The organism is Paenibacillus sp. FSL H8-0282, from assembly GCF_037963825.1.
GTDB lineage: Bacteria > Bacillota > Bacilli > Paenibacillales > Paenibacillaceae > Paenibacillus_AQ > Paenibacillus_AQ odorifer.
Genome location: NZ_CP150146.1, coordinates 4,317,103 through 4,339,904 on the forward strand (window position 1 = coordinate 4,317,103; position 22,802 = coordinate 4,339,904).

Here is a 22,802-nt window from a genome sequence, read left to right on the forward strand (position 1 = left end):
CCCTCTTAGCTAGTTGAATAGTTACCAAAGACTAGACTGCCTAACCTTCACCGTTTCAGCAGGCACCATAAATGCTTCTGCATATGTCTTTCTTGCTTCACAGCCGCGAACAACTGCTAGTGCTTTATAGTAATCCATGTATTTGAAAGATTTGCTATTCGTCACAAACCAATGCTTGCTTAAAGCATCTATCCATAGATCAAATGCCGCTTGATCAAAATCCACATATACGTAAGGGACATAATCAACCGCATCCTCCCAGTTTTCGGAGTAATATAATCTTGCTGCAAAGTGCGCGGGGAGCGCTCGTTCAAAGGATGATAGACTTGCGAAGAAACGGGCATCATTTACGATATGATGCGTTAGCGCATGGTCCTTATGCATACTGTTTTTCCAGTGTGTAATAATAATGTTAGGCTTCACGCGACGAATTACATCACAAACCTCCATACGAATTTCTTGATTGTCAGGCAACTCTCCGTCACAATAATCATCGAATACAATGGCTTCACCGCCTAGCATATCCGCAAAAACCTGTGCCTCTTTCACTTTTTGCTGACGATATTCCTTCATATCCTGTCCTGCCGGGACCCCTCGTTCACCCGCAGTTAACGCTAATGTCACAATGCGATCTCCCTTTAAACTATGACTAGCGAGTACACCACCAGAAGCTAGCTCCACATCACCAACATGCGCTCCAATTGCTAATACTGTGAATTTTTCGCTCATCTTTAAAGTTCCCTCCGCAATATAGAAAATTGTTTTTCAATAGTAAAGCCCGCTTTTTGATAGATTCGAAGAGCCGGATTATTATTTCCAGTGAATAGAGAGATATATTGACAGCCCACATTTTGAAAAGCTTCAACCATTCGGAAAAATAATACACTGCCAAGGCCATGCCCCTCATGCTCTGGGTGCACTCCGATACCGCAAAAAAATGCTCTTCCATCAGGCTGCGAAATAATTGGACCTGCAAAGCCCACAACCTCGTTGCCGTACACAGCTACTACAAGTGGTGCGCCAACCTTCACGTAAGTAACAATATCCTTCTTCCACTGCGGATTTTGCAGGGCAGCAAGCGTTGCTTCAAGCCCTGTATGTAAATCAGGGACATAGGACGTAATGTAATAGTCCTTGCTATTTGCATTGGTTTCCTTATCTAAAATATCTTCGGGAACTATAAAGCTTCCGAGTTTTAAATACATGCCGCATTGCGTCGCTCGATCTTCGTAGCCTCTAGCCATTAAAGCTTCATATAATGGCTGGTCCTTACTGATGCCCGGGGCATTATTATGCTCATGCTGAGGTGCACTTGGTATACTCCACTTCAGCTTAACAGGGTTGAAAAACAATACATCCGCTTGTCTTTTCCCAAGTTCTTGGAATCTTTTTTCTAAACGCAATAGAAAAGCATCGTAAAGCTCCAGAGAAGCCACATGGGTATCTATAATAACACTCGTAATATAACCGGCCACATCTCCAAGAGGGAGATCGTCACCGCAGCAGCCAGCTGCAAAACCAACAATCCCTTTTTCGTCACAGCCTACCCATATACAGTCAGCGTCAAAATAAGGATGGTCGATGAATGTATCTTGAAACTCTCGCTCTGTAAATGGCTTATAATCATATTTTGTAGCCTCACGATTCCAAAGCTCTACAACTGCAGAGTGATCTTCAATTGAAAAGGGTCTGATTTGCATCATTTAAGCCTCCTGTGAACGTCCAATATAGGGCCAGGAAATTTTGCCCATTACTACTGGCTGTGAAGCTCCAGTTACTAGCGGGATATTGTTTGGTAAGCGCTCCATCGTGTAATACGCTAGCAGAGCAAAAGCAATTGCTTCCTTAGCATCACTATTACCACCGATATCCTCCTGCGTCAGCACCTGCACGTTATGCGGTGCAAATAAGTGCTGCAAATCACGCAAAAGCGTCTTGTTATAGCTTCCACCGCCGCCAATTAACAATTGCTCAGCCTGGTGCTGCGGTGCAATATACCGTTCATAGCTATCGACGATGCTCCAGGCAGTTAAGTACGTAGCTGTTGTAACAACATCTTCTGCTTTCCAGTGATTAACCTTCATCATTTCAATAATTTGTGCCACGTATTGTTGGCCAAACCGTTCTCTGCCTGTCGATTTTGGTAACGGCATCGTATAATATTTATCCTGCTGCATCCATTTCAATAGCTCATCAATCACTTGACCGCCCGCACCAATTTCGCCATTAACATCCATTGTCATTGGTATAAATAATTGCGATACAAGGCCATCGATAATCATATTTCCAGGACCCGTATCAAAAGCAAATACCTCATCCGGTGAGGCATTTACAGGCAAAACAGTCACATTGCCTATTCCGCCAATATTTTGCATCAGAAGTGTTTTCTCTGGATTGTTAAACAATAAGTATTCGGTAAATGGTACTAACGGAGCTCCTTGTCCACCCATTGCCATGTCAGCAACTCGAAAGTCTGATACGCAAGGAATCCCTGTGCGATTGGCGATAACTGCACCATCCCCAATCTGAACGGTACAATGCAGATTATAGCCGCCCATAACATTCTCTTCCGGAGCATGATAGATTGTTTGACCATGCGATCCTACTGCGAATATTTGCGAAGGCGAAAGGCCGCATTTCCCTATAACGGATAATGTGGCTTGGGCGTATAATTCGCCAAGCCACATATTCATTGCGCCAACCTTATCAATCGTAGCGCTAGCGGGATCAAAAAGCTCAAATATGGAGTTTCTAACTTGCACCTCAAAAGGTGTGTTTTCAAAAGCCAGTAATTCAATCTCTACTCCATGCTCTTTTTCGGCTGAAGGTAAAAGCTTAACTACTGCTGCATCAATACCATCTACTGATGTACCTGACATCAAGCCAACTAAGTATGTTGCATCCACTTTTGATTGTTTGTCCATTAACCTTTCACCGCTCCAACTGTTACCCCTTCAAGGAAGTATTTTTGTAAACTGAAGAATAAAATAAACATTGGAACTGCTGAAATGGTTGCCCCCGCCATCATCGGTGCAAAGTAAGTTGTATTCGCAAAGCGAAAGTTTTTCAAGCCGACCTGAATGGTTTGCATATCCATCGTATTCGTTACTAGGAACGGCCAGAAAAAGTCATTCCATGCCGCCATGAACGTTAGGATTGCTAGTACTGCCATAATTGTTTTAGATAGAGGCATAATGATATACCAGAAGATTTTAGGCTGGGAACAACCTTCGATTTTAGCAGATTCAATAATTTCACCTGGAATGGAGGACATGAACTGCTTAACCAAGAAGATATTGTATACCGTTACTATGCTCGGCATAATCAACGCAGTGTACGTATTTTGTAATTCAAAAATATTTACGATCAAAATATATAGTGGAACCTGAGTAACTTGAACAGGAATCATCATAGATCCCAGCAAAATAGCGAACAAAATGTTTTTCCCTTTAAATTTCATTTTTGCAAAAGCATATCCAGCAAGAGTAGCAAAAAATACGTTAGATACCGTGATACACGCTGCCACTATAAAAGAGTTCAATAACCAGTCCCATGTATGTGGGCTAAAGTTAAAAAAGAATTTATAAGATTCAAATGAAATCTTCTTTGGTAGGATAGAATAGCTCATTGCACCAGCTTCTACCGGATCACCGAACGAGGAAATGACCATAAAGTATATCGGGAATATGGTAGCTGCGGCGAATAGGATAAGGAACGTAATGTTTGCACCATTACGTATAAACAGATACCCTTTGCTTCTTAAGCTATTGTTGTACAAACCCATAGTATTCTGCTCCTTTTCCTAGTATTCTACATCTTTACCTATAAACTTGAATTGAAGGAATGAGATAAATCCGATAATCGCTGCTAGAACTAATGATTGTGCCGCTGCCTCACCAAACTCAAAATATGTGAACGCATTGTTAAAGATTAACAAACCTACCATTGTTGTTGCATGGTCTGGTCCACCGCCTGTCATAAGATAAGCGTTTTGGAATACTTGGAAGGAACCGATAACACCCGTAACAAGTAGGAATAGCGTTGTTGGCTTAAGGAAAGGGACAACGATAAACCAAAGCTTTTGCAGGAAAGACGCGCCATCAATTTCAGCTGCTTCATAATAGCTGTTATCAATAGCGAGTAATGCGGCTATATAAATAATAATTGCTGTACCATGACTTGATAACCATGACATTAACACAAGTGAGAACATTGCAGTTGCACTGGAACCAAGCCAGTTTTGATTTTCAATACCTAAAAAACTCACGAGCTTATTGGCAATACCTGATTTTAAAGGATCGAAGATCCACAGCCACACAACAGAAAGCGCTACACCAGATGCTACGGCTGGCAAGTAATATAGTGCTTTAAAGATCGTTTGTGTTTTTTTCTTGAAAGGAATAATCAAAATTGAAATTAAAAATGATAGAAGAATATTAAACGGAACAGTTAATAGCGTATATACTAACGTGTTTTTCAGCGCTTTCCAGAAAAGTTCATCTGAAAACGAGTTAACGAAGTTATCCATGCCGACAAAAGTGGATCCTAATGGACCATATTTTTGTAAGCTGATAATAAAAGCATTGATGACTGGATATGCGGTAAATAAAGAAAACGCAATAAGTGCTACTGCGATAAACGCGTATCCCCAACCTGAGTCACTTTCGAGCTTCAATTTTTTTCTTTTAGTCAACGTTTGATTCATTGGGTCGCACCTCTCTTCTAAAAACAGTACAAGCTCTAGCTAATTTAGAAGGAAAGCTGTACGTTCTAGCTACGCACAGCTTTCACATGTCAGCCTACGACAGACTAGTCAACTACAATACCATCTTTACCGAAAGATTTAATTGCAGCTGCTTTAACTGCATCATACATTTCTTGTGGAGCAATCTCATTTGCAAGTAAGGCTTGTAGTTTAGGAATAATAACTTCTGTTTCAATTTTTAATGCTTCAGCAGCCAGATCAGTAGGAATATCTGTACGAGCCGGAAGCGCTTTTGCCATCATAGCTTTACCTGCAGCAACGTTATCTTCGTTACGAGGGAATTTTTCAAGTACTTCTGCATTACGTGCAGATTCAGTAATTGGTGATAAGAACAGCTCATTACTGTAGTTAGCAGCAATTGAACCAGAAGACAAGAAATTCGTTGCTAGGGCAATATTTTTGATGTGCTCTTCAGATGGAGCTTTTTTACCACGAAGTGCGATATAACCATCAACGATTGAAGTAGGGACATAATCGGCACCGTTGAATGTTGGGACTGGAAGTGAAATATAATCAACTTCAATAGAATCTGCAACAGCTGAACCATCGTTCGCTTTAATCTTCTCATTGTTTAGACGAGCAGAGTTTTCAAATGCAGATAAACCTTTACCTGTGATCATCGTTTGGCCCGTTAGGAACATGTTCCACCGTTTGCCAGCATCGATAGAGCTTAGCTCTTTAGGCATAGAACCATCGTTGATCATTTCGCGAATAGATGTAAGTAGCCCCAAGAAGTTTTTGCTTGTATACGTATATTTAAGATCTTTATCGAAGTAATCTGGTAAACCTGCAGTTTTAGCAAGAATAGCTAGATAGTCTTTAGATGCTACACCAGATGTTGCGAACACGAAACCATAACGAGTAGTTTCACCTTTATCATTTTTCACTACGCCTTTAGAAATTGCATTACGGAACTCTTCATAAGTCCAACCGTTTTGTTGAATGCTTTTCCAATCAATTCCGGCTTCTTCAAGGAATTGTTTGTTACCACCGATAGTGTGGATTTCCATATATGCTGGTAGGCCGTATTGAGCGTCACCTAGTTGGAAATATTTCAATGGAACTTCGTCATAATCGGCCTTGGCTTCATCAGAAAGGGCACCGTTAAGGTCGATTAGTACATTAAGTGCTGCATATTTCGAAATTCCTGAAGCACCGATAAAAGCAATATCTGGAGGAGAACCTGCATTTACTTGAGTATCAAGTTTTTGCGTCATATCTTCCCAGCTCGCTGGTTCGATTTTCAAAGTCAAGTTAGGATGTAGTGTATTAAATTCTTTTTCCATATCAGCAAAACGTGTTTGATAGTTCGCTGATATCGGAGGTAAAAGTGCTGTAATCGTATCCTTTTTAGGCTCAGAACCACCGTTACTAGTTCCTGTATTACCGGAATCTGTAGAAGTTGTAGCGTTATTTCCGTTTCCTCCGCAAGCCGATAAGAGTGATACCATCATGATTCCTGACAAAAACAGAGTTAATCCACGTGATCTTTTTTTCATCGAAAACAGCCCCCTCAATTATTAATAGCATCCATCCTGTTATTCCACTTTTCACACCTAAACCAATGATGCGATTGCCTGTTTCAAGCGTCCTCCGTTTGCGTTAAGTACTTGTTCTGCTTCTTTTGCATCTAACCCCGATTTAATCATCATAATTGCCAGCTTACAGTTCATAGATGCTTTTTCAAGTGTTTCTGCGGCGGTTGATGTATCTACACCAGTCGTGTTCATGATGATACGAATCGAGCGATCTACGAGCTTAAAATTACTAGCCTTCAGATCAACCATCAAGTTGTTGTACGTTTTTCCTAACTTGACCATTGTGCATGTTGTCAGCATATTAAGCACCAACTTCTGAGCAGTTCCTGCCTTTAATCGAGTCGAACCGCTAATGACCTCAGGTCCTACAACAGGTGTTATACAAACATCTACAATGGGTTCGAACTTTGAGCCTCTGTTGTTACAAACACCGATAGTGGCTGCTCCAAGTTCCTTTGCTTTCGCTAAAGCTGCAATAACGTAGTTTGCACTACCGCTTGCCGAAATCCCAATTAGTACATCTTTGTTTGTTACACCAATGCTTTCGATTAATGCGATCCCTTCATCCATATCGTCTTCACAGCCTTCAACCGCAGTACGCAAAGCAATATCACCACCAGCGATATAGCCCTGCACCAAGGAAGGATCTGTACCAAAGGTAGGAGGACATTCGGAAGCATCCAGAACACCTAATCTTCCTGATGAGCCAGCTCCTATGTAAAACATTCTTCCACCATTAGACAACCTATGATGTAGAATATCTACCGCCTTTGCAATCTGCGGAATCTCCTCAGTTATAGCTCTGGGGACCAGTGCATCTTGTTGATTCATTAACTGGATCATTTCTTCCGTAGTACATTCATCAATCATTAATGTATCTGGATTCACAGCCTCTGTTGTCAATCCCGCAAGGTAGTCATTCATAGCCATCCTCCTTCTTCCCAGTCTTAATCTCTCATCTAGTTAACAAAACGTGTTATATTAACTTACAATTATTATGTTCTTATACTAATACAACACCATCGCTTCGTCAATAGATTTTGAAATATAATTTCATAAAGAAATTAAATTCTGATGTTTTATTTCATTTCTTACATACTATGTTATACCACATTTATAAAGCGCTTACAAGATACAATTTAAATTTTTACCAATTGCTTTGATCGCTATGGCTCTAAGGTTAAAGCAATTTAAAAAAATGTATTATTTGCTGATTATCGCTCCAAACGAAACATAAAGTTACATCATCCGCGTTCAACCGGATGATGTTTCGTCTTCGATTCCATTCATTTTCTTCCTCATTATTGTGTGCCAAGCTATTAATTATTGAATTAAACTACTTATTATATTCATTAGATCAACGTATTCATCATGTAGATAATCTGACATGGATTGATAAGTAGTACATTTTAGTACACGAATAAGCGAATGAAATACAAAAAAAAGGAAAGCATTGATCCATGATCAATGCTTTCCTTCACATTCATTCTATCAGAACCTAATTTCTAAGTTTTTTCTTTAATATATTATGCGTTTTTGTTAAGTAGGTTTTTACTTCTTCATATTCTGCACTTGCGACACCAGCAAATAATATGTCGATGATCGTAAGCATCGCAATACGTGAGCCCATAGCCCCACTGCGGATTGTTATTTCAGGTGTGGATATGCTCAGTACAATATCCGCCCGCTCCGCAAGCTCACTTTTATTGTACTTCGTAATCGCAATACATTTCGCTCTATTCTTTTGGGCAATTTCCAGTGCATCAATAATATCACTAGTTGCTCCAGAGTTAGAAATGAAAATGGCAACATCATCTTTCTCAAGTAAAGTTGCTGCCGTGAGCTGACTATGACCATCTGTATAGGCGTGACACATCTTATTAATTCGCGAGAACTTCTGTTCCCCGTCCATACAAACGAGTCCCGAAGCACCTATTCCAAAGAAAACAATTCGCTTACTATGACATAGTAATTCTACAGCTCTTGTAATTTCTTTTCGATCAATAACACTAAGCGTATCCTCAATGGACTTGCAATTATTCAATGAAATATTTGATATAATTGTCGAGAGATCATCACCTGGCTGAATATCTGTATATTGAGCCTTTGAATCCTCATCACGAGAACCCAAAGATGCCGATATACTCACAATAAAATTGCGGTATCCGCTGTAACCCATCGTCTTACAGAAACGAAGGACAGATGCATCGCTTGTCTTACTCGATTGAGCCAATTCCTTAATCGACAAATGAGGGATCTCTTCCGTATTTTCTAAAATGTAATCTCCGACCAATCGTTCAACTGGTGTAAAACTCTCTCGCATATCACGAATTTTAATTAATACGTTGTCATTTAGACTCATAATCTACCTACTCTAGATTTAATTAACACCTTTATTAATATCATAAACAATATAAACAACCAATTTCAATAACAAAATACGTTTCGGCATATCAAAGCTAATATTAATTAATCTATTAAAATCATCCTACTCTTAGGTCATCTGGTGACTTTACGTTGATTATAGCGTAATAAAGTTGTAAGGTATAGTCGATAATTATATACTTTCTGATATGGTGAAACAAGGGACCACAAAGGTCCCCGAAGATTCTTTCTATTGTTCTCAGCATACGTAATACGCATGTATTTTTAAATTTCACTGCCGTCTAAATATGACTCAATTTGTCAACTACATCCTGTGATGTAGCACCGTACTTGAACCATTTAATTTGCTAGCAAGCTGCTTTAATGTAGTCAAGAACACCGGCATGGCCGCTACACTTAGTAATAATAGTGCAATGATTAATACGAATGCTACCTGTATAAGTGTCGTTACGCCCGAAGGAATCAACGCGGCGCAGGTGATCCAACATCCCCTTCAAGCTCGTTATACCGCATCATCAGGAAGTAATCAACGCCCAGGGCTGCAATCAAGCCATCTAATGGCATTCCAAAAGCTGTCTGCAAGTTCTTCTTCGAGCTCAAGCGAATACAGTAACTCACCTTCTTCCATCATTTTAGCGAACTTCTTCAAAGGGCCATATACAGTGCAGACAATTTCTCCTCCTTACCTGATTTGACTATATCTAGAATGAATTTTAATAAATGACCGAATATTGCTTTGCTATGTTCGTCTAAGTAATATCCATCTTCATGCAAGCCTTTCTTTTGCGATTTTTTTGCGCAAGAAATAAAGAGTTCTTTATAATGTAATAATGTACATAAAGACGGATTTGGAGGGAAATAAATGGCAAGTCGTAAATGGGTATTAATCATAGACGATGAAGATGATTTAGCGCGTCTGATGAAGGCTGTTTTACATAAAGAAGGTGTTCCAGACGTTGTAACTGCCGGGACCGTTGCAGAGGGTTGGGACAAGTTCCAGGAGTATAATCCTGAGCTTATATTGCTAGATATTATGCTCCCAGATGGAGAAGGATATGACTTATGCAGAAAAATTCGGGAAACATCAAATGCACCCATCTTATTTATGTCTGCAAAAGACGAGGAAATTAATAAGCTGTTAGGACTGGCGATAGGTGGCGATGATTATATTACTAAACCGTTCAGTCCGAAAGAAGTCGCTTATCGGGTAAAGGCACAACTGAGAAGAGCTGGCTTTACAGAAGAAAAAAAAGCTCCGAAAAGCTTACAAGCTGGCCCCTTTGAGCTTAGTGCCAATGAGACAGAATTAAAAAAGAATGGCGAGGTCCTCGTGCTAACCGCCAAAGAAGTCGGTTTAATGAGCTGTTTTATGCATCATCCCAATCAGATTCTAAGCAAAGAAACCTTGTTTGGACAGGCGTGGGGTGAGGACTTTTTTGGTTCCGATAATACAGTGATGGTACATATTCGGCGCTTACGCGAAAAAATTGAGGCAGACCCTTCAAATCCTTCCTTTATTTTGACGGTTAAAGGGTTAGGTTATAAATTAAATACCAAGGAGTGAGACTAGTTGAAATGGAAATTGACACTCCGCTTTTTAAGATCGGTTATGACTATTGTTGTGATCGTTGGTATTGTAAACGCGATTTTGTTCCTTTCCTTATTCGTTATAAAGGTAAATAATAATAACTTTGGCACTGAAGAAGCATCTGCAGAAACCTTTAGCCGAACCTTTTCACAATACGTAGAATTACAGGCTGGCAAACCTGTTGTGAATGAAGAAGGTCTCAAAAAACTACAAGAAATGAGCGCCTGGGTACAATTCTTGAATGACCAAGGGGAGCAAGCAGCAGCATTTTATACCCCTGAAGAATTGAAAACAGAGTATTCTCCTATTGAAATTGTACAAATGTATAAATATAAAGAATTAGATGCACGCACGACGGTTTTTGTCAGCGAAGCCCAACATTTCAGTTACTTTTTAGGGATTAATAATCCTAAAATAGGCCGCTACGTAATGACCTATGACTACGCTAAAATTTTCAAAGATGTTAATGTTTTTCTTTTCATTTTTTTAATCGTTGATGTGCTTATTGTAATCCTCATTGGATTTCTATTTGGGAAAAAGTTAACTGCACCCCTTCATACATTAATAGAGGGTATTCAACAGCTCAGGGAACGACGTTTTAAGAAAATGCCTACTCCCAAAGGTGTTTATGAAGATGTTTTTCGTAATATGAATGAACTATCTGAAAAGCTCGATCGACATGAAGAGGAACGTAAACGTCTCGATCAAATGCGTGAGGAATGGATTAGCAATGTTTCACATGACATGAAGACACCACTTGCTTCTATTCAAGGTTATGCAGAATTTATTAACGACAGTGCCACAGATTTAACAGCCCAAGAATTACAGGAATACACGTCAATTATCAAGAGTAAATCGATGTATATGAAAGATCTGTTAGATGACCTCAATTTAACGACACGTTTGCGTAATCACCAGCTATCCCTGCAATTTGAAGAGGTGAATCTCGTTCAGTTTCTACGAGAAATGACGATTGAACTTTTAAATGACCCGACCTTTGGTGAACGGCAGATAGAGTTTGAGGCAAATGTAGTTAAAGCAGTGCATAAAGTAGATAAAAAATTACTAAAACGAGCGATCCTTAACTTGATCTACAACGCGCTGGTGCATAACGATGAAAATGTCGTGGTGAAGATTCGAGTGGATACAGGTCCAGAATCTCATACCCGAATTTCGATTTCTGATAATGGTCATGGAATTCCAGCTAAAGATCTGGAACAGATTTTCGAACGCTACTATCGGGGTACAAACACAACGAGTAAGCATGGTACTGGTTTAGGAATGGCCATCGCAAGAGACATTATTTGGGCTCATGAGGGGAAACTCGATATGACGAGCATTGAGAATACCGGAACAACCATTACTATACTTTTATAATACAAATGCCTTACTTACTCATTAGGCAGAGAAAAGGGCTGTGCTCCATTACCTTTATTGGAGACAGCCCTTCTTCAATTTATTAGTTTTTTATTGCTTTTAGCGGAATATCCTCTACCTTCACTTCATCATATGAGGAGACTTGATCACCTTTTTTTACATACATTTTTAAGTAGGCGCCTTTACGAAGATTTTTTTGTGCATTAAATTCCAGTGGAATTGTATTCCCTTTAGCATTTGTAGCTTCTAGTGTATAGGAATAGGAAGTCATCACTGTACCATCACTCAGTTTATATTCATGGGGTTCCCCATCCTCTGTAATTTGTAAATAGTACTTTTCGGCATTCATGCGATTGAAATCAATCTTTGCTAGAGCAAAGACACCTACAACCCCAATAACAAACAAAATACCCATAGTAATTAGAAATTTTTTCATCTCAATCATCCTTCTGTTCTATTATTTAGTGTGATAATACGATTGTATGAAGCTACGGTTAAGAAATAATACAACCCATAAATTATGGTATAAGCAATCATCCAGAGCAACACTGGCTTTGCTAAATCTATCATCAGTAGACTAGAGAATGCTTTTAAAGCCACTACACTATGCAATAACCCTACTATAAGCGGTACAACAAAGATAACGAATACCTGTGACGCAATGGATTTCCGCATTTCTTTTGCACTGACACCTTTTTTATGCAGCATATTGTACTGTGCTTTATCTTCTTCTGCCTCAGTTAAAACTTTAAAGTAAATGATACTGCCTGTTGCAGCCAGAAATACGAGTCCAAGGAAACTTCCTATAAAAAGTAGAGAACCCACACTTTCCAAGCTTGTTTGGTAATCTTGAGGCCTGCTTGAAAATAGCGCTTCTTCAGGTAATTGGTTTGCAATTTTTGCAGATAAATCCACAGAGGCATCCTCTACCCCAAGAACACGATAGCGTAGCACTTCTCCATCATTCCGTAATACTTTATACTGTTCATCCGAGACTACAACTGTTATACCTGCTGTACCTGCATTTAATACGGTTTGTGTTTTAAAGCTTTGGAATGTGAGTGGATGGCCGTTGCCTGTTGTTATAGTTTTTCCTGTATACATAGGTGAGAACCTTTTGTTATATCCGATATCTAAAATAACCGCGTAGCCATCCTTTACATTTAATTTTTCTTTATGCTGTACATTTGCTAAGTTGTTGTATGTTTTTTCATTGATAACTGTATACCCTCTTTTATCAGAGCTATCGAACGAGGATGGCGAGTTTAATTCTTTCGTATGAAACGTAATGGATAGCGTTTCGATATTTTCATCGTATTTTGTAGCTGGCAGTACAGCACTTACTTGTTTATCCATTTCTGCATCTGTTAATTGATACATAAAGGTATTCGGATTAATCGTTTTTGCCGAGTCGTTCGTATTGTAATACAGGCTATAGACCGCTCCACCGGCAGTTACTGTTGTAGCACTCAACACAGCAATCACAGTTAATGTACGTGCATTCCCACGGATACGATAGAGCAGCTGCGAAATGGTTATTACATGAAGGCCCTTCCACAGCCACTTTTCATTTTTCTTAATCATTGCTAACAGAAAGCCAGTCACACTGTGGAACAATAAAAATGTACCCACAATTACCGTTGTTAAAATAATTAATACGGTCATGAGAAATCCGATTTTTGCCCATACCTTAGAAGTGAAAAGGTCCTGCATTGCAAGCCAATAGCCCAAGACAATAAGTAACACTCCAAGAACAGCTACTATCATAGATGGTTTAGGCGCCACTTCTCCCTTTTTGGAAGCATGAAATAAATCAATCAGCTTAAATTGATAGATCAAACGGTAGCCTTGAAACGATGTCACTAAGAAAATAACAAGAAATACGATAGCCGTGTTCATCGCTGCCGCCATTGAAAAAGTAAAGGGTGCTACAACGTCATAACCCATTAAATGAATCAAAATCGTCATAAATCCTTTTGAACAAAGGAAGCCAAATACAATCCCTACTATTAAAGAGAATAATCCTAATAATAAATTTTCAAAAAAGAGCATAAAACCGATTTGACGATTACGTACCCCCAGCAACGCATACAGTGCGACTTCTTTTTTACGTCTTTTCATAAAAAATGAATTGGAATAAGCTATAAATATGAACACGAAAAAGATAAGAATGACTGCCGCTCCACTCATTAGGGAACCCAGTTTTTGGGATGAGGCCGTCTGTTCTGCTATCGTATCACTATATTTTAAGGTCACAAATGTAAAGTAAATGACGATACTAAACACCATCGATGCGATGTATAAAAAATATTGCGAGAAGTTTCTGGCTATATTTTTTCTTGCTAGACTAAATAACGTCATCTACCTCACCCCCAATGGCCGCATGAACATCTAAGATCTCTTGGAAGAAGGCTTTGCGTGTCTGATCACGACGATAGATTTCTGTTGAAAATGAACCATCCTTGATGAAAATGATCCGGCGGCAGAAGCTTGCGGCAAAGGCATCATGGGTCACCATCATAATGGTCGAATTGTTATTTTCATTTAAAGTACTTAAGCTTTCCAATAAATCTGTTGCTGATTTAGAGTCAAGTGCACCTGTTGGTTCATCAGCCAAAATCAGTGCTGGCTCTGTCACGAGCGCTCTAGCCGCAGCGGTTCTTTGCTTTTGACCCCCAGAGATTTGGTAAGGATATTTCCCCAGTAAATCTTCAATCCCAAATACTTTAGAGATCTGAGTCACAAGGTGATTAATTTTCTTCGCTGGAATTTTAGCAATCGCCAGGGGAAGCAATATGTTCTCCTTTACCGTCAAGGAATCGAGTAAATTGTAATCTTGAAAGATGAACCCGAGATGTTCACGCCGGAAGTCTGACAAAGCTGCTTCCTTCAGATCATGAATACTCTTGTTCTTCATATATATCTTTCCTTCTGTTGGAGAATCTATGGTTGCTAACAAATTTAGCAAGGTTGATTTTCCCGCTCCGGAAGGTCCCATAATCCCTACAAACTCACCTTCATGAATGTCAAAAGACACGTTTTCCAACGCTGTGTAAGCAGCACTTAACTTCCCGTACACTTTTTTTACGTTTTCTACTTTTAATAATGGTTCCATTCATTTCACCTCATAATTTGCTGATACTTATACTATAGGCACCGAACCTTACAGCAAATTCATGCCAACCTTACAACAAGCTTAAATCTACAAAAAAAAGATACCCTGTAGCCATTTAAGACTACGGAGTATCCCTTTGCTATTGAATAGCATTCATTTTTTTCTGGTTGTATATAAATCAGAAGCTTCATCAAAGTAAAAGCGGCGTTTTTGTTTGCCAAACACGACTAATATAACATGAACGAACAATACGATCGTTAAAATGAGAGAGGTCAATCCAGCACCTAGGGTTAAGAATATAGATGCCTTATAAAATGGAGAATCCATTGATATTTCCACATTATTCAACGTTTTCGCAATGACTGTTATGAAGTACATCGCGTAAAGGGCACCAAAGCGTTTAAATAATCGCTTGTTAGTTTCCACTCGACTTATTTTACTGTCATAGCGATAACGCATTATTTTCGTACCGATTGTCGATCCATTCCAAATAATCGGAATAATAAAAAAGGTTACAGAAAGTGTAATGGTGCTCGCAATAAATTCACTAACGATATTAACGTTGGTCATACTCAACACAACTTTAACTACTAGGTTGCTGATAAATAGATCAATAATAACAGCCAGTAACACAGACATCCCTCTTACTTCATCAAGCGCTAATAATCTTTCCGCTTTCTCCTTAATTTTCTTTTTTGACGGGAATAACGCCAACACAGCTGGAGCAATAAAGAACCCCAGTACACCGCCAGTAGTATTTAACAATAAATCATCCACATCAAAAATACGATAAGGGCAATTATAAATCCCGTAAATGCCGGTTACCTGTGTTATCTCATAAAATAAAGTTAATAAGAACGTGAAGCCTAGAGCTTTCTTCCAATATTTCTTATCTTGAAAAAAGTATCGCAGATAAACACCAAAAGGTAATAATAGCAAGAAATTAAAAAACGCTTGATAGAATGAGGGTTGGCTAAATAATAGCCTATAAGTTGCAGGCTGTGATAACACGATGCCACTATTCCCAAAGGTGCCCACTATAAATTGAAATGGCATAAGTGAATAATGTTGTGTGTCCGGTTTTTGTAGCGAACAAGTGTTACGTATTTCCGGCAACGGCAACAAGACTAAAAATAACGCTGCTAGAAAGTAAAAGATAAATGAAAACGAAATTAACGTGGTAGAAAAGGGAAGGTAATTATATTTTCTATAGGTATAAATGAGCCATGGGATAAAAAAGGCAAATGCTAAAACCACAAAAAAGATCGCTGCCACAAAGATCGGTTGAGTATATGCTGACATTTCTAGTTCACACCCCAAAATGATTTAGTATTCATATTAACCATAAAACTGATTCTAATTCAACTGGAGTTGGAACATTTTATCAAATTTAAGGATCCTGTAATGTTGGCATCAATTTAATATAAGGTTCGCAACTTATACTGACTCCTAGGCAAATAAAAATATTTTCAAAGGAGCACTATTAATGAATCCCTCCATCTCGCAAAAAGAAAGAATCATTTCACTCGACATCATTCGCGGACTTGCTCTTTTTGGCATTCTGCTTATAAATGTTGGAGCCTTTAAAGTTATTATGGAAGGAGATCCCTTACCAGACTATAGTGGCATTAATGGAATCATCCATAGCTTGATAATCATCTTCGTACAAAAAAAGTTCTTTTCTATTTTTTCATTCCTATTTGGTGTAGGTCTATACATTTTCGCCTCAAGAGCCGAAAGCCGGGGAGATAAACCCAGATGGCGTATGGCTAGACGTTTACTAATCCTTTTGCTGCTGGGAATCATTCATGTATTTATCTTTTGGGGAACCATTCTGCCCGCATATGCCATTATCGGATTGTTTCTGATCCCTTTTTATCACACAACGGTTTCTACACTTAAAAAGTGGCTTATGGGTATGACATCCATTTACATCATTTCCTTAGTGGTAAAAATATTCCTGCCTTCTCAAGGGGCAATCTCATCTATTCTTGATATTTTTTCTAATGACGCTATACAAATCTTTATTATGTTTTTAGCTGGTTTTTTAACCGCAAAGTCAGGTTGGCTGACACACATACAAGAATTAACAAGACCCATTAGATGGATTCAAATGGTATCATTTCTGTTGTTCATTGGTTTTTCACTATGGATTTGGAACGCTTCTCAAAATGGGAACAGCAATGTAGATTCAGTTACGGGCTTAGGATCTCTCCCAACCACTTTGTTCTACTTAACAACATTATTTCTACTATTAGAAAATAAACAAATGGTGAAATTCCTGAAACCCATATCACGGGTGGGTCAAATGGCGTTTACAAATTATGTAGCACAAAGCATTATAGGGACGGCAATCATTTCAATGATAGGTCTCGAAGTCATTTCACCAAAAGATATTCTCTACATCGCAGTTCTGATTTATATGATTCAAATCATTTTTAGCACCATTTGGTTCAAGTTTTTTTCCATGGGCCCTTTAGAAAAGGTTTGGCGCTTGATGACCTATGGAACAAAGCCTGCAATCAAACGATAAAAGCTTCGCTTTCCTCGCCTCAATTCAAGTCGGAATTTCTTATCTAAACCCAAAAACCCCTTTTAAAAAGGGGTTCTCAAGTTTAAGCGCTTTAACTGTTAGGCGACAGATCACAACATGAACTTTAAGAATTAGAGAATTAAGTCCAAAGCATCCTGCGAAATCCACACTTTATCTTTAATCATTACTGTCAGCACATTTAGTTTCGTTGTTTTGCCATCCTGAATGGCGATATTTTTATCTATAGGCAGCTTGAGAACTTGGCCTGCTTTTTTCACTACAACCACCGGATTAGTCTTATCGGTCTTATCTAGGGTAATCGTAGCTCCTTTGGCCTTGAATTTATCACTGGATACGTACAGTGTATCCTGAAGCTGCGCCAGATTGAGTCCGGTCACTTCTTGAATATACATATTCACATCCGTATTCTGGATTACACCGCTGTTCATGAAATCGGTCGGTTTAAAATTAGCCGGATGGTAGGCGAACAATCCAACTTCTTCCGATGTGTGATCATCCGTAGAGAAGGTTACACCTATTTTATCCCCCAAAATTTTACCGATGACTGGCGAAAGGTTATCCTGCATTCCCAATCTGACTTGATCCGCTTCTTCTTTGGTTAGATCACTAAGTCCATAATTATCCGCAAGGACCTTTTTGAAATTGCTCTCATTAATACTGCCTTCAATGTAATAACTGGTGTGCTTCGCTTTCTTCAGCACGGAGATTAGATCTTTGGTAGAATCATAGTTCGTCATATTGAGCCCGCCGGTAGCATGATCCGAAACCGATAAGACTGCTGTATTCCCGTCCTTTTCTGCAAAATCAACAGCGGCTTTGAAGGCTTTATCAAACGCTAAGGTCTCACTCATAATCCCCACTGGATCGTTATCATGACCATACCAGTCAATCTGGCTTGCTTCGACCATCAGAATAAAACCATTCTCGTTCTGTGACAACTTCTCTATCGCTACATTGGTCATTTCGGCAAGGCTCGGTTGCTTTTGCGGGTTCAGGTCAAAATCAGCATCCAGTGCTTCGGGGTTGAATAGTCCCCAGATTTTATTCGTTTTAGAATTCATTAAACCTGCTTTATCCGTTACGTATTCATACCCATTTGATTTCAGGATTTTGGTTAAATCTTCTCCGTCCTTGCGGTTAATGTCTTCTTTGCCGGGTACCAAATACCCGGAACCGCCCCCAAGTAGAACATCTACACCACTATAGACCATCTGTTCTGCAATAGACTGCGCATTGTCACGCGTGTATGCATGACTTAAAAATGTAGCCGGTGTCGCATCCGTTAATTCACAAGTGAATACCGTTCCTGTACTTTTCCCTGCAATTCTCGCTGCATCCATAAGGGTAGGCAGAGGTTTGTTCATGTCCTCTGGTTTAACTGCGCTTACGAAAGGCATCGTTATTCGGTCTGGAAGTATGGATACCGTCTCACTCTTAACCTTATGGCCTGTGGCATAAGCCGTAGCTCCCGCAGCGGAATCTGTGGTCAGTGAATCCGTAGAATAGGTTCTCACCAGCCCGCTGAAATACTTATCCATCGCAAGCGCCTGACCTCCCTGATACCATCTGGCCAAGTTCACATCGGATAAGCTCATCCCATCCGTAATAAACAGGATTACGTTTTTGACAGATTTGTTGGTAGGAGCATCAGAGTTATTGGCGCCATCGGCGTAGGATGTTCCGTTGCCTGCTGCAAGCAGACTGCAAACCATAACTGTACTGCAAATTCTCCCGATAACCTTTTTGCGCATTTGAATCCTCCTCTAGCAGATTTTGTTAAGTACGTTACTAGTTTAAAGGAGGATTGTTTGCGGGAGCAGCACCTATTCTCTTATTTTATATTAAATTCTATGCATATTTTGTCTTGACCTGTGCTAATGATATTTGTAAAAAAGGGGCGCCCTAGGGGCACCCTTTGCATTATTATTGTCTTATTACGAGGACATCTCGAGGCGCTCTACCCGTGCTTTGAATTTGGGAAATTTCGGAGCTTGTAAGGATACGGTCTACCAATATCAACGAAGATGTGACATTGTTAAAGTTAAAATTATTCAAGTTCGCTACGTTTTGGCTGCCACGGAATACACGGAACGATCCCTGAAAGTTAATTCGCGAAAATAGTACAAGCGTTACTTGAGAGCTCTGCACAACATTTCTGAGACGGAAACTCGAGAGAACGTTGTTAAACCGAAACGCTCCAAGATCACGAACCGCAACTCCTCCACGTCTGAATCGAATCCGGCGATTGGTAAAATTAGTACCCGACCAAAGAGTAAGACGTATATCACTGTTAGCCAACTAAATCAACTCCTTCTCTGAGATTGATATAGTCTATTACTAACTTCAAAGAACGGTACAAGACAAATACAGTTGTACAAATGATTGTTTTTCAGATTTCCCTACGGTGGTATTATCCAAATCACCGGGTCGAGCCTCGGATAGGTTAGCAGTCGAAGTGATTTTCCAGTTATATTCATCTAACTATTAGACACTTTCTTATACGTTAGGAGCGAATATGAAAAGAATAACTCAAACATTCGGGTATTTAGGTAGTACAATGTTGGCTGCAGCTTTACTGTCATGGATCTGCGTATTTTTGATTCACGGCTTACCTGGGGTCTATATATGGATGGCACTTAAATTTATCATCCCAATTCTAGGTTTCGTAGGACCCACCCCAAACCCTCTTGCCGATTCTGCTCATGATCTGGTAAAAAGTGAAGCTATCTTTTGGAGGAGTTACCCTAGGAGGAATGGACAGCTTCAACAACTATGAAAAAAAGGCGTTAACGGATGCCTAAGCCCCGTCAACGCCTCCTCTATCCATTCATTGCATTCCTGCCTCTGCTGGAAGCGAATTATTTCTTGTCCCCACTGCTTTAATCACGAAATTGTAGGCTTTAGCAGAATCTATGCCGTTTAATGTATAACTGTAACTCGTCTGACCGCTTACCGTCGGCACATACACGCTCCAATTTGTGCTGACTTTATCATTTTTCTCGTAAATCCGGTAACCTCGCACAGGCTCAGAGCTATTTGCTGGCGCTTTCCACGAAAGAACTGCACGGTTCCCTGACTGTCTTACTGCACTTGGATTTTCTACAATGCCGGGTTTGACGTCAGTCCGTTTAATACTGTAAGCATCATAGACGGCAAGAGGTTTATCTTTAACAGCTGTGTAGGATGTGAATTTCAGCACGTCGCTTGTAATGGAAACATCCACGAACATTTTCTTATTGGGCTGGTCGTTTTTTGCTGCAAAAAAAGTGTCTGCATCTGGATTAATGGCATAAAATTTCGAAGCGGCCGAGTTGCCCATCAGATACACGGTCCCTTTGGGATTCAGCACATTTCCTTGCTCATCGGTAATAACATTCTTAATCGGAACGTTGTTCAGCATTTGAAAAGACCTCATATACATATGGTCATGTCCCTCAAACACCATATCCACACCCAGCTCATCAAATACAGGAATTAGATATTTCCGGTAAAATTCTACCCGGTCGCTTTCTGCCGAAGCATTATCCCCTGAAGAATACGCTCCCTTATGCATCGAGACGAATTTCCACTTCTTGTCGGTCTTTGCCACTTGATTCCGCATCCATTCCAATTGCTTCGTGAACTGAATATCCGCTTTATACGGCTTAACCTCCCCTTCATACTGGGAATTGATCTGCATAAACAGGGCATCGCCGTATTCGAAAGCATATACCGACCCGTCATGAGCGCCCGTCCCGACATCTTTTGGAAGATTAAAATGGTTATAGAAGTTGTTATTCGGATAATCCTCTATCTCATGGTTGCCGATAATCGGTGCAAATGGCACATTGGCAAATTCTTTTTTCGGCACACCTAAGAACCACTGCCACAGCTGCTCCAGATCACCGTCATCCGTTAGATCCCCTGTAAGAAGAACAAACTTGGGATCTACCGTTTTCTCAATAGCTTTCTTAAAAGTATCCTGCCACAGATCGAAATTCGATTTACTTGAGCCTTGGGTGTCGGTTACATAGAGGAAATGGAAATCCTGATTATCCGCCTTGTCCGTGGTAAAAGAACCCGCCTCGCTCCAGCCGTCCGCATCACCGTTACCGGCCCGGTAGATATACTTGGTTCCAGGCTTAAGACCGCTTGCAATAACCTTGTGGCTGGCGAACTTTTTATACTTTTTGGAGCTTCTGTCTCCTGATGTCATTAAGGTTTCAATAACTGTTGCGCTGCCCTCATAAGAAGCTGCCAGTTGTTCCGGGAACTCGCTTCCTCCCGCATTGGAGGCCTCCACTACTTGCACTACTGTACCTCTGACGGTTTCGGCTGTATACCAGTCAAAGGCAATACTTGTCTTTGGGTCTCCATTAAAAGTCATGTTCAGCAGCGTTGGAGTTTTGATGCCGGTATCCGGAGACTTCGTCTTAAAACTCCATGTAATATCGTTCTCAGGTGTACGGCCATCCGTAGTCCCCTTAACAAGCTCTTTAGGGACGGTCACGTTGTAAGTTTTGCCGGCAGTGAAATTAGGGTGGCTGACTTTGACTGTGTCTTGACCGAGGAGTGAAGCAGAAATGTTGGTAAGAGGAAGATTGTTTTCTGTGATTACAACTTGATAACTATTGTCGAGGCTGATGGCTTTGTTAAACTTCACGGTGATCTCTGCGTTAAGGGGAACATCTGCAGCCCCTGAAGCGGGAGTTTTGCTTACCTCAAGTGTGGGAGTGTTCCCAGGTTCGCCGCTGCTGCGTGTTCCTTTAATTATCACATCTTTGATTCTGCTTGAGCCTGAGCTGGACACCGTTCCCCCGCTTACGCTTTTCGCAGAGTTTACCACCCAGCGGATATAGAGTACATCTTGATTGTTTGTTCCGGCAGGCAAAGCGAGGTTAGTTAATTTGCAGGAATTATTGGAACAATTAAAATTGTTCTGGGCTAGAACAAGGTTGCCGCCCGTAACATCTATCCATTCCTGTTGATCTATACTGTATTGCACCTTAAAATCCCTGGGTCCTGTACTTGAAGAGGTTTGCTGTGAAGAGAGGAAGATCCCTTCGAAGCCTTGGGTAGAAAGCGTGGCAAGCCAGTATTTTAGGCCCGTTCCTTCATGCCAGCCCTGGTTGCGTACGCTGTTCTCACTTGACTCATAGGTGTACGCATCCGTATTAGTTCCTACATCACGAATGGATGAAGACGTCTGATATACCCCGCCTGTAGCCGGAAATACACCGTTTTCGCCTTTGTCTTTAAAAATCCACTGGGCAATCGTTTCCTGAACTGCAGTTGCTTCATTTACAAGGTCTTCCTCAATTTCTTCCCTTCCTGCTGAGACAAAACCGGTCAACTCCATGGCAAGCAGCAAACCTATAACCATTAGACTGATTACCTTGTAAAATCTATTTTTGAGATAAGATTGGTTGTTATCCATTCAGCCCATCTCCCTCTTCCTTAATCTCACTTATCATCGAACCGCCGTCTCCGAGAAGAACGGC

General features: G+C 40.2%; 17 protein-coding genes and 1 pseudogene. 3 read left to right on the plus strand and 15 right to left on the minus strand.

Annotation, left to right across the window (positions count from 1 at the left end; genetic code table 11):
- Positions 1 to 21: 21 nt before the first annotated feature.
- From NST94_RS18660 to NST94_RS18700, 9 genes and pseudogenes are all read right to left on the minus strand, one after another.
- On the minus strand, positions 22 to 729 hold the full coding sequence (locus NST94_RS18660) for a PIG-L family deacetylase (protein WP_076106428.1): 708 nt from the start codon (positions 727 to 729) through the stop codon (positions 22 to 24).
- 2 nt (positions 730 to 731) lie between these two features.
- A complete protein-coding gene (locus NST94_RS18665) occupies positions 732 to 1,703 on the minus strand; it encodes a GNAT family N-acetyltransferase (protein ID WP_339281153.1) in 972 nt (323 codons plus the stop codon).
- Complete coding sequence (locus tag NST94_RS18670) at positions 1,704 to 2,924, minus strand: anhydro-N-acetylmuramic acid kinase (RefSeq protein ID WP_339281154.1); 1,221 nt, start codon at positions 2,922 to 2,924, stop codon at positions 1,704 to 1,706.
- Positions 2,924 to 3,784, minus strand: a complete 861-nt coding sequence (locus NST94_RS18675; RefSeq protein WP_076127188.1) for a carbohydrate ABC transporter permease — start codon at positions 3,782 to 3,784, stop codon at positions 2,924 to 2,926. The genes NST94_RS18670 and NST94_RS18675 overlap by 1 nt, the downstream gene beginning before the upstream one ends.
- A gap of 18 nt (positions 3,785 to 3,802) precedes the next feature.
- Entirely contained in the window at positions 3,803 to 4,705 is a 903-nt protein-coding gene (locus NST94_RS18680) for a sugar ABC transporter permease (protein ID WP_060622964.1), read from the minus strand.
- 104 nt (positions 4,706 to 4,809) lie between these two features.
- Positions 4,810 to 6,264, minus strand: a complete 1,455-nt coding sequence (locus tag NST94_RS18685) for an extracellular solute-binding protein (RefSeq protein ID WP_076190768.1) — start codon at positions 6,262 to 6,264, stop codon at positions 4,810 to 4,812.
- Positions 6,265 to 6,321: 57 nt separating this feature from the next.
- Positions 6,322 to 7,227 (minus strand): N-acetylmuramic acid 6-phosphate etherase, encoded by a 906-nt coding sequence (murQ, locus tag NST94_RS18690; RefSeq protein ID WP_076182833.1) that lies wholly within the window; start codon positions 7,225 to 7,227, stop codon positions 6,322 to 6,324.
- Positions 7,228 to 7,801: 574 nt separating this feature from the next.
- The gene (locus tag NST94_RS18695) at positions 7,802 to 8,665 is read right to left on the minus strand and encodes a MurR/RpiR family transcriptional regulator (protein ID WP_042129113.1); all 864 of its coding nucleotides are present in this window, start codon (positions 8,663 to 8,665) and stop codon (positions 7,802 to 7,804) included.
- 327 nt (positions 8,666 to 8,992) lie between these two features.
- A pseudogene (locus NST94_RS18700) lies at positions 8,993 to 9,237 on the minus strand (hypothetical protein); the annotation flags it as partial.
- A gap of 313 nt (positions 9,238 to 9,550) precedes the next feature.
- Here NST94_RS18700 and NST94_RS18705 point away from each other — a divergent pair.
- On the plus strand, positions 9,551 to 10,252 hold the full coding sequence (locus NST94_RS18705; protein ID WP_076127196.1) for a response regulator transcription factor: 702 nt from the start codon (positions 9,551 to 9,553) through the stop codon (positions 10,250 to 10,252).
- 6 nt (positions 10,253 to 10,258) lie between these two features.
- Complete coding sequence (locus NST94_RS18710) at positions 10,259 to 11,653, plus strand: HAMP domain-containing sensor histidine kinase (RefSeq protein WP_076182840.1); 1,395 nt, start codon at positions 10,259 to 10,261, stop codon at positions 11,651 to 11,653.
- A gap of 82 nt (positions 11,654 to 11,735) precedes the next feature.
- On the opposite strand, the gene NST94_RS18715 is transcribed toward NST94_RS18710, so the two are convergent.
- From NST94_RS18715 to NST94_RS18730, 4 genes are all read right to left on the minus strand, one after another.
- Positions 11,736 to 12,089, minus strand: a complete 354-nt coding sequence (locus tag NST94_RS18715; RefSeq protein ID WP_076182842.1) for a YxeA family protein — start codon at positions 12,087 to 12,089, stop codon at positions 11,736 to 11,738.
- A gap of 5 nt (positions 12,090 to 12,094) precedes the next feature.
- Positions 12,095 to 14,014, minus strand: coding sequence for an ABC transporter permease (locus tag NST94_RS18720; protein WP_339281155.1), 1,920 nt, complete (start codon positions 14,012 to 14,014; stop codon positions 12,095 to 12,097).
- The gene (locus NST94_RS18725) at positions 14,001 to 14,768 is read right to left on the minus strand and encodes an ABC transporter ATP-binding protein (RefSeq protein WP_038572078.1); all 768 of its coding nucleotides are present in this window, start codon (positions 14,766 to 14,768) and stop codon (positions 14,001 to 14,003) included. The genes NST94_RS18720 and NST94_RS18725 overlap by 14 nt, the downstream gene beginning before the upstream one ends.
- A 153-nt stretch (positions 14,769 to 14,921) precedes the next feature.
- Complete coding sequence (locus tag NST94_RS18730; RefSeq protein WP_280753060.1) at positions 14,922 to 16,070, minus strand: VanZ family protein; 1,149 nt, start codon at positions 16,068 to 16,070, stop codon at positions 14,922 to 14,924.
- A gap of 184 nt (positions 16,071 to 16,254) precedes the next feature.
- On the opposite strand from NST94_RS18730, the gene NST94_RS18735 reads away from it, so the two are divergent.
- Positions 16,255 to 17,301 carry a DUF418 domain-containing protein gene (locus NST94_RS18735; RefSeq protein WP_339281156.1) on the plus strand — a complete coding sequence of 349 codons (1,047 nt, stop codon included), beginning with the start codon at positions 16,255 to 16,257 and terminating at the stop codon, positions 17,299 to 17,301.
- 131 nt (positions 17,302 to 17,432) lie between these two features.
- On the opposite strand, the gene NST94_RS18740 is transcribed toward NST94_RS18735, so the two are convergent.
- The gene (locus tag NST94_RS18740) at positions 17,433 to 19,073 is read right to left on the minus strand and encodes an alkaline phosphatase (protein ID WP_339281157.1); all 1,641 of its coding nucleotides are present in this window, start codon (positions 19,071 to 19,073) and stop codon (positions 17,433 to 17,435) included.
- 1,076 nt (positions 19,074 to 20,149) lie between these two features.
- The gene (locus NST94_RS18745; RefSeq protein ID WP_339281158.1) at positions 20,150 to 22,738 is read right to left on the minus strand and encodes a metallophosphoesterase; all 2,589 of its coding nucleotides are present in this window, start codon (positions 22,736 to 22,738) and stop codon (positions 20,150 to 20,152) included.
- Between the last annotated feature and the right edge of the window lie 64 nt (positions 22,739 to 22,802).

Excerpts from the sequence above, each read along its gene's own strand:
- NST94_RS18660 (WP_076106428.1), bottom strand. The coding sequence starts at position 729 with ATGAGCGAAAAATTCACAGTATTAGCAATTGGAGCGCATGTTGGTGAT.
- NST94_RS18665 (WP_339281153.1), bottom strand. The coding sequence starts at position 1,703 with ATGATGCAAATCAGACCCTTTTCAATTGAAGATCACTCTGCAGTTGTA.
- NST94_RS18670 (WP_339281154.1), bottom strand. The coding sequence starts at position 2,924 with ATGGACAAACAATCAAAAGTGGATGCAACATACTTAGTTGGCTTGATG.
- NST94_RS18675 (WP_076127188.1), bottom strand. The coding sequence starts at position 3,784 with ATGGGTTTGTACAACAATAGCTTAAGAAGCAAAGGGTATCTGTTTATA.
- NST94_RS18680 (WP_060622964.1), bottom strand. The coding sequence starts at position 4,705 with ATGAATCAAACGTTGACTAAAAGAAAAAAATTGAAGCTCGAAAGTGAC.
- NST94_RS18685 (WP_076190768.1), bottom strand. The coding sequence starts at position 6,264 with ATGAAAAAAAGATCACGTGGATTAACTCTGTTTTTGTCAGGAATCATG.
- murQ (WP_076182833.1), bottom strand. The coding sequence starts at position 7,227 with ATGAATGACTACCTTGCGGGATTGACAACAGAGGCTGTGAATCCAGAT.
- NST94_RS18695 (WP_042129113.1), bottom strand. The coding sequence starts at position 8,665 with ATGAGTCTAAATGACAACGTATTAATTAAAATTCGTGATATGCGAGAG.
- NST94_RS18705 (WP_076127196.1), top strand. The coding sequence starts at position 9,551 with ATGGCAAGTCGTAAATGGGTATTAATCATAGACGATGAAGATGATTTA.
- NST94_RS18715 (WP_076182842.1), bottom strand. The coding sequence starts at position 12,089 with ATGAAAAAATTTCTAATTACTATGGGTATTTTGTTTGTTATTGGGGTT.
- NST94_RS18720 (WP_339281155.1), bottom strand. The coding sequence starts at position 14,014 with ATGACGTTATTTAGTCTAGCAAGAAAAAATATAGCCAGAAACTTCTCG.
- NST94_RS18725 (WP_038572078.1), bottom strand. The coding sequence starts at position 14,768 with ATGGAACCATTATTAAAAGTAGAAAACGTAAAAAAAGTGTACGGGAAG.
- NST94_RS18730 (WP_280753060.1), bottom strand. The coding sequence starts at position 16,070 with ATGTCAGCATATACTCAACCGATCTTTGTGGCAGCGATCTTTTTTGTG.
- NST94_RS18735 (WP_339281156.1), top strand. The coding sequence starts at position 16,255 with ATGAATCCCTCCATCTCGCAAAAAGAAAGAATCATTTCACTCGACATC.
- NST94_RS18740 (WP_339281157.1), bottom strand. The coding sequence starts at position 19,073 with ATGCGCAAAAAGGTTATCGGGAGAATTTGCAGTACAGTTATGGTTTGC.
- NST94_RS18745 (WP_339281158.1), bottom strand. The coding sequence starts at position 22,738 with ATGGATAACAACCAATCTTATCTCAAAAATAGATTTTACAAGGTAATC.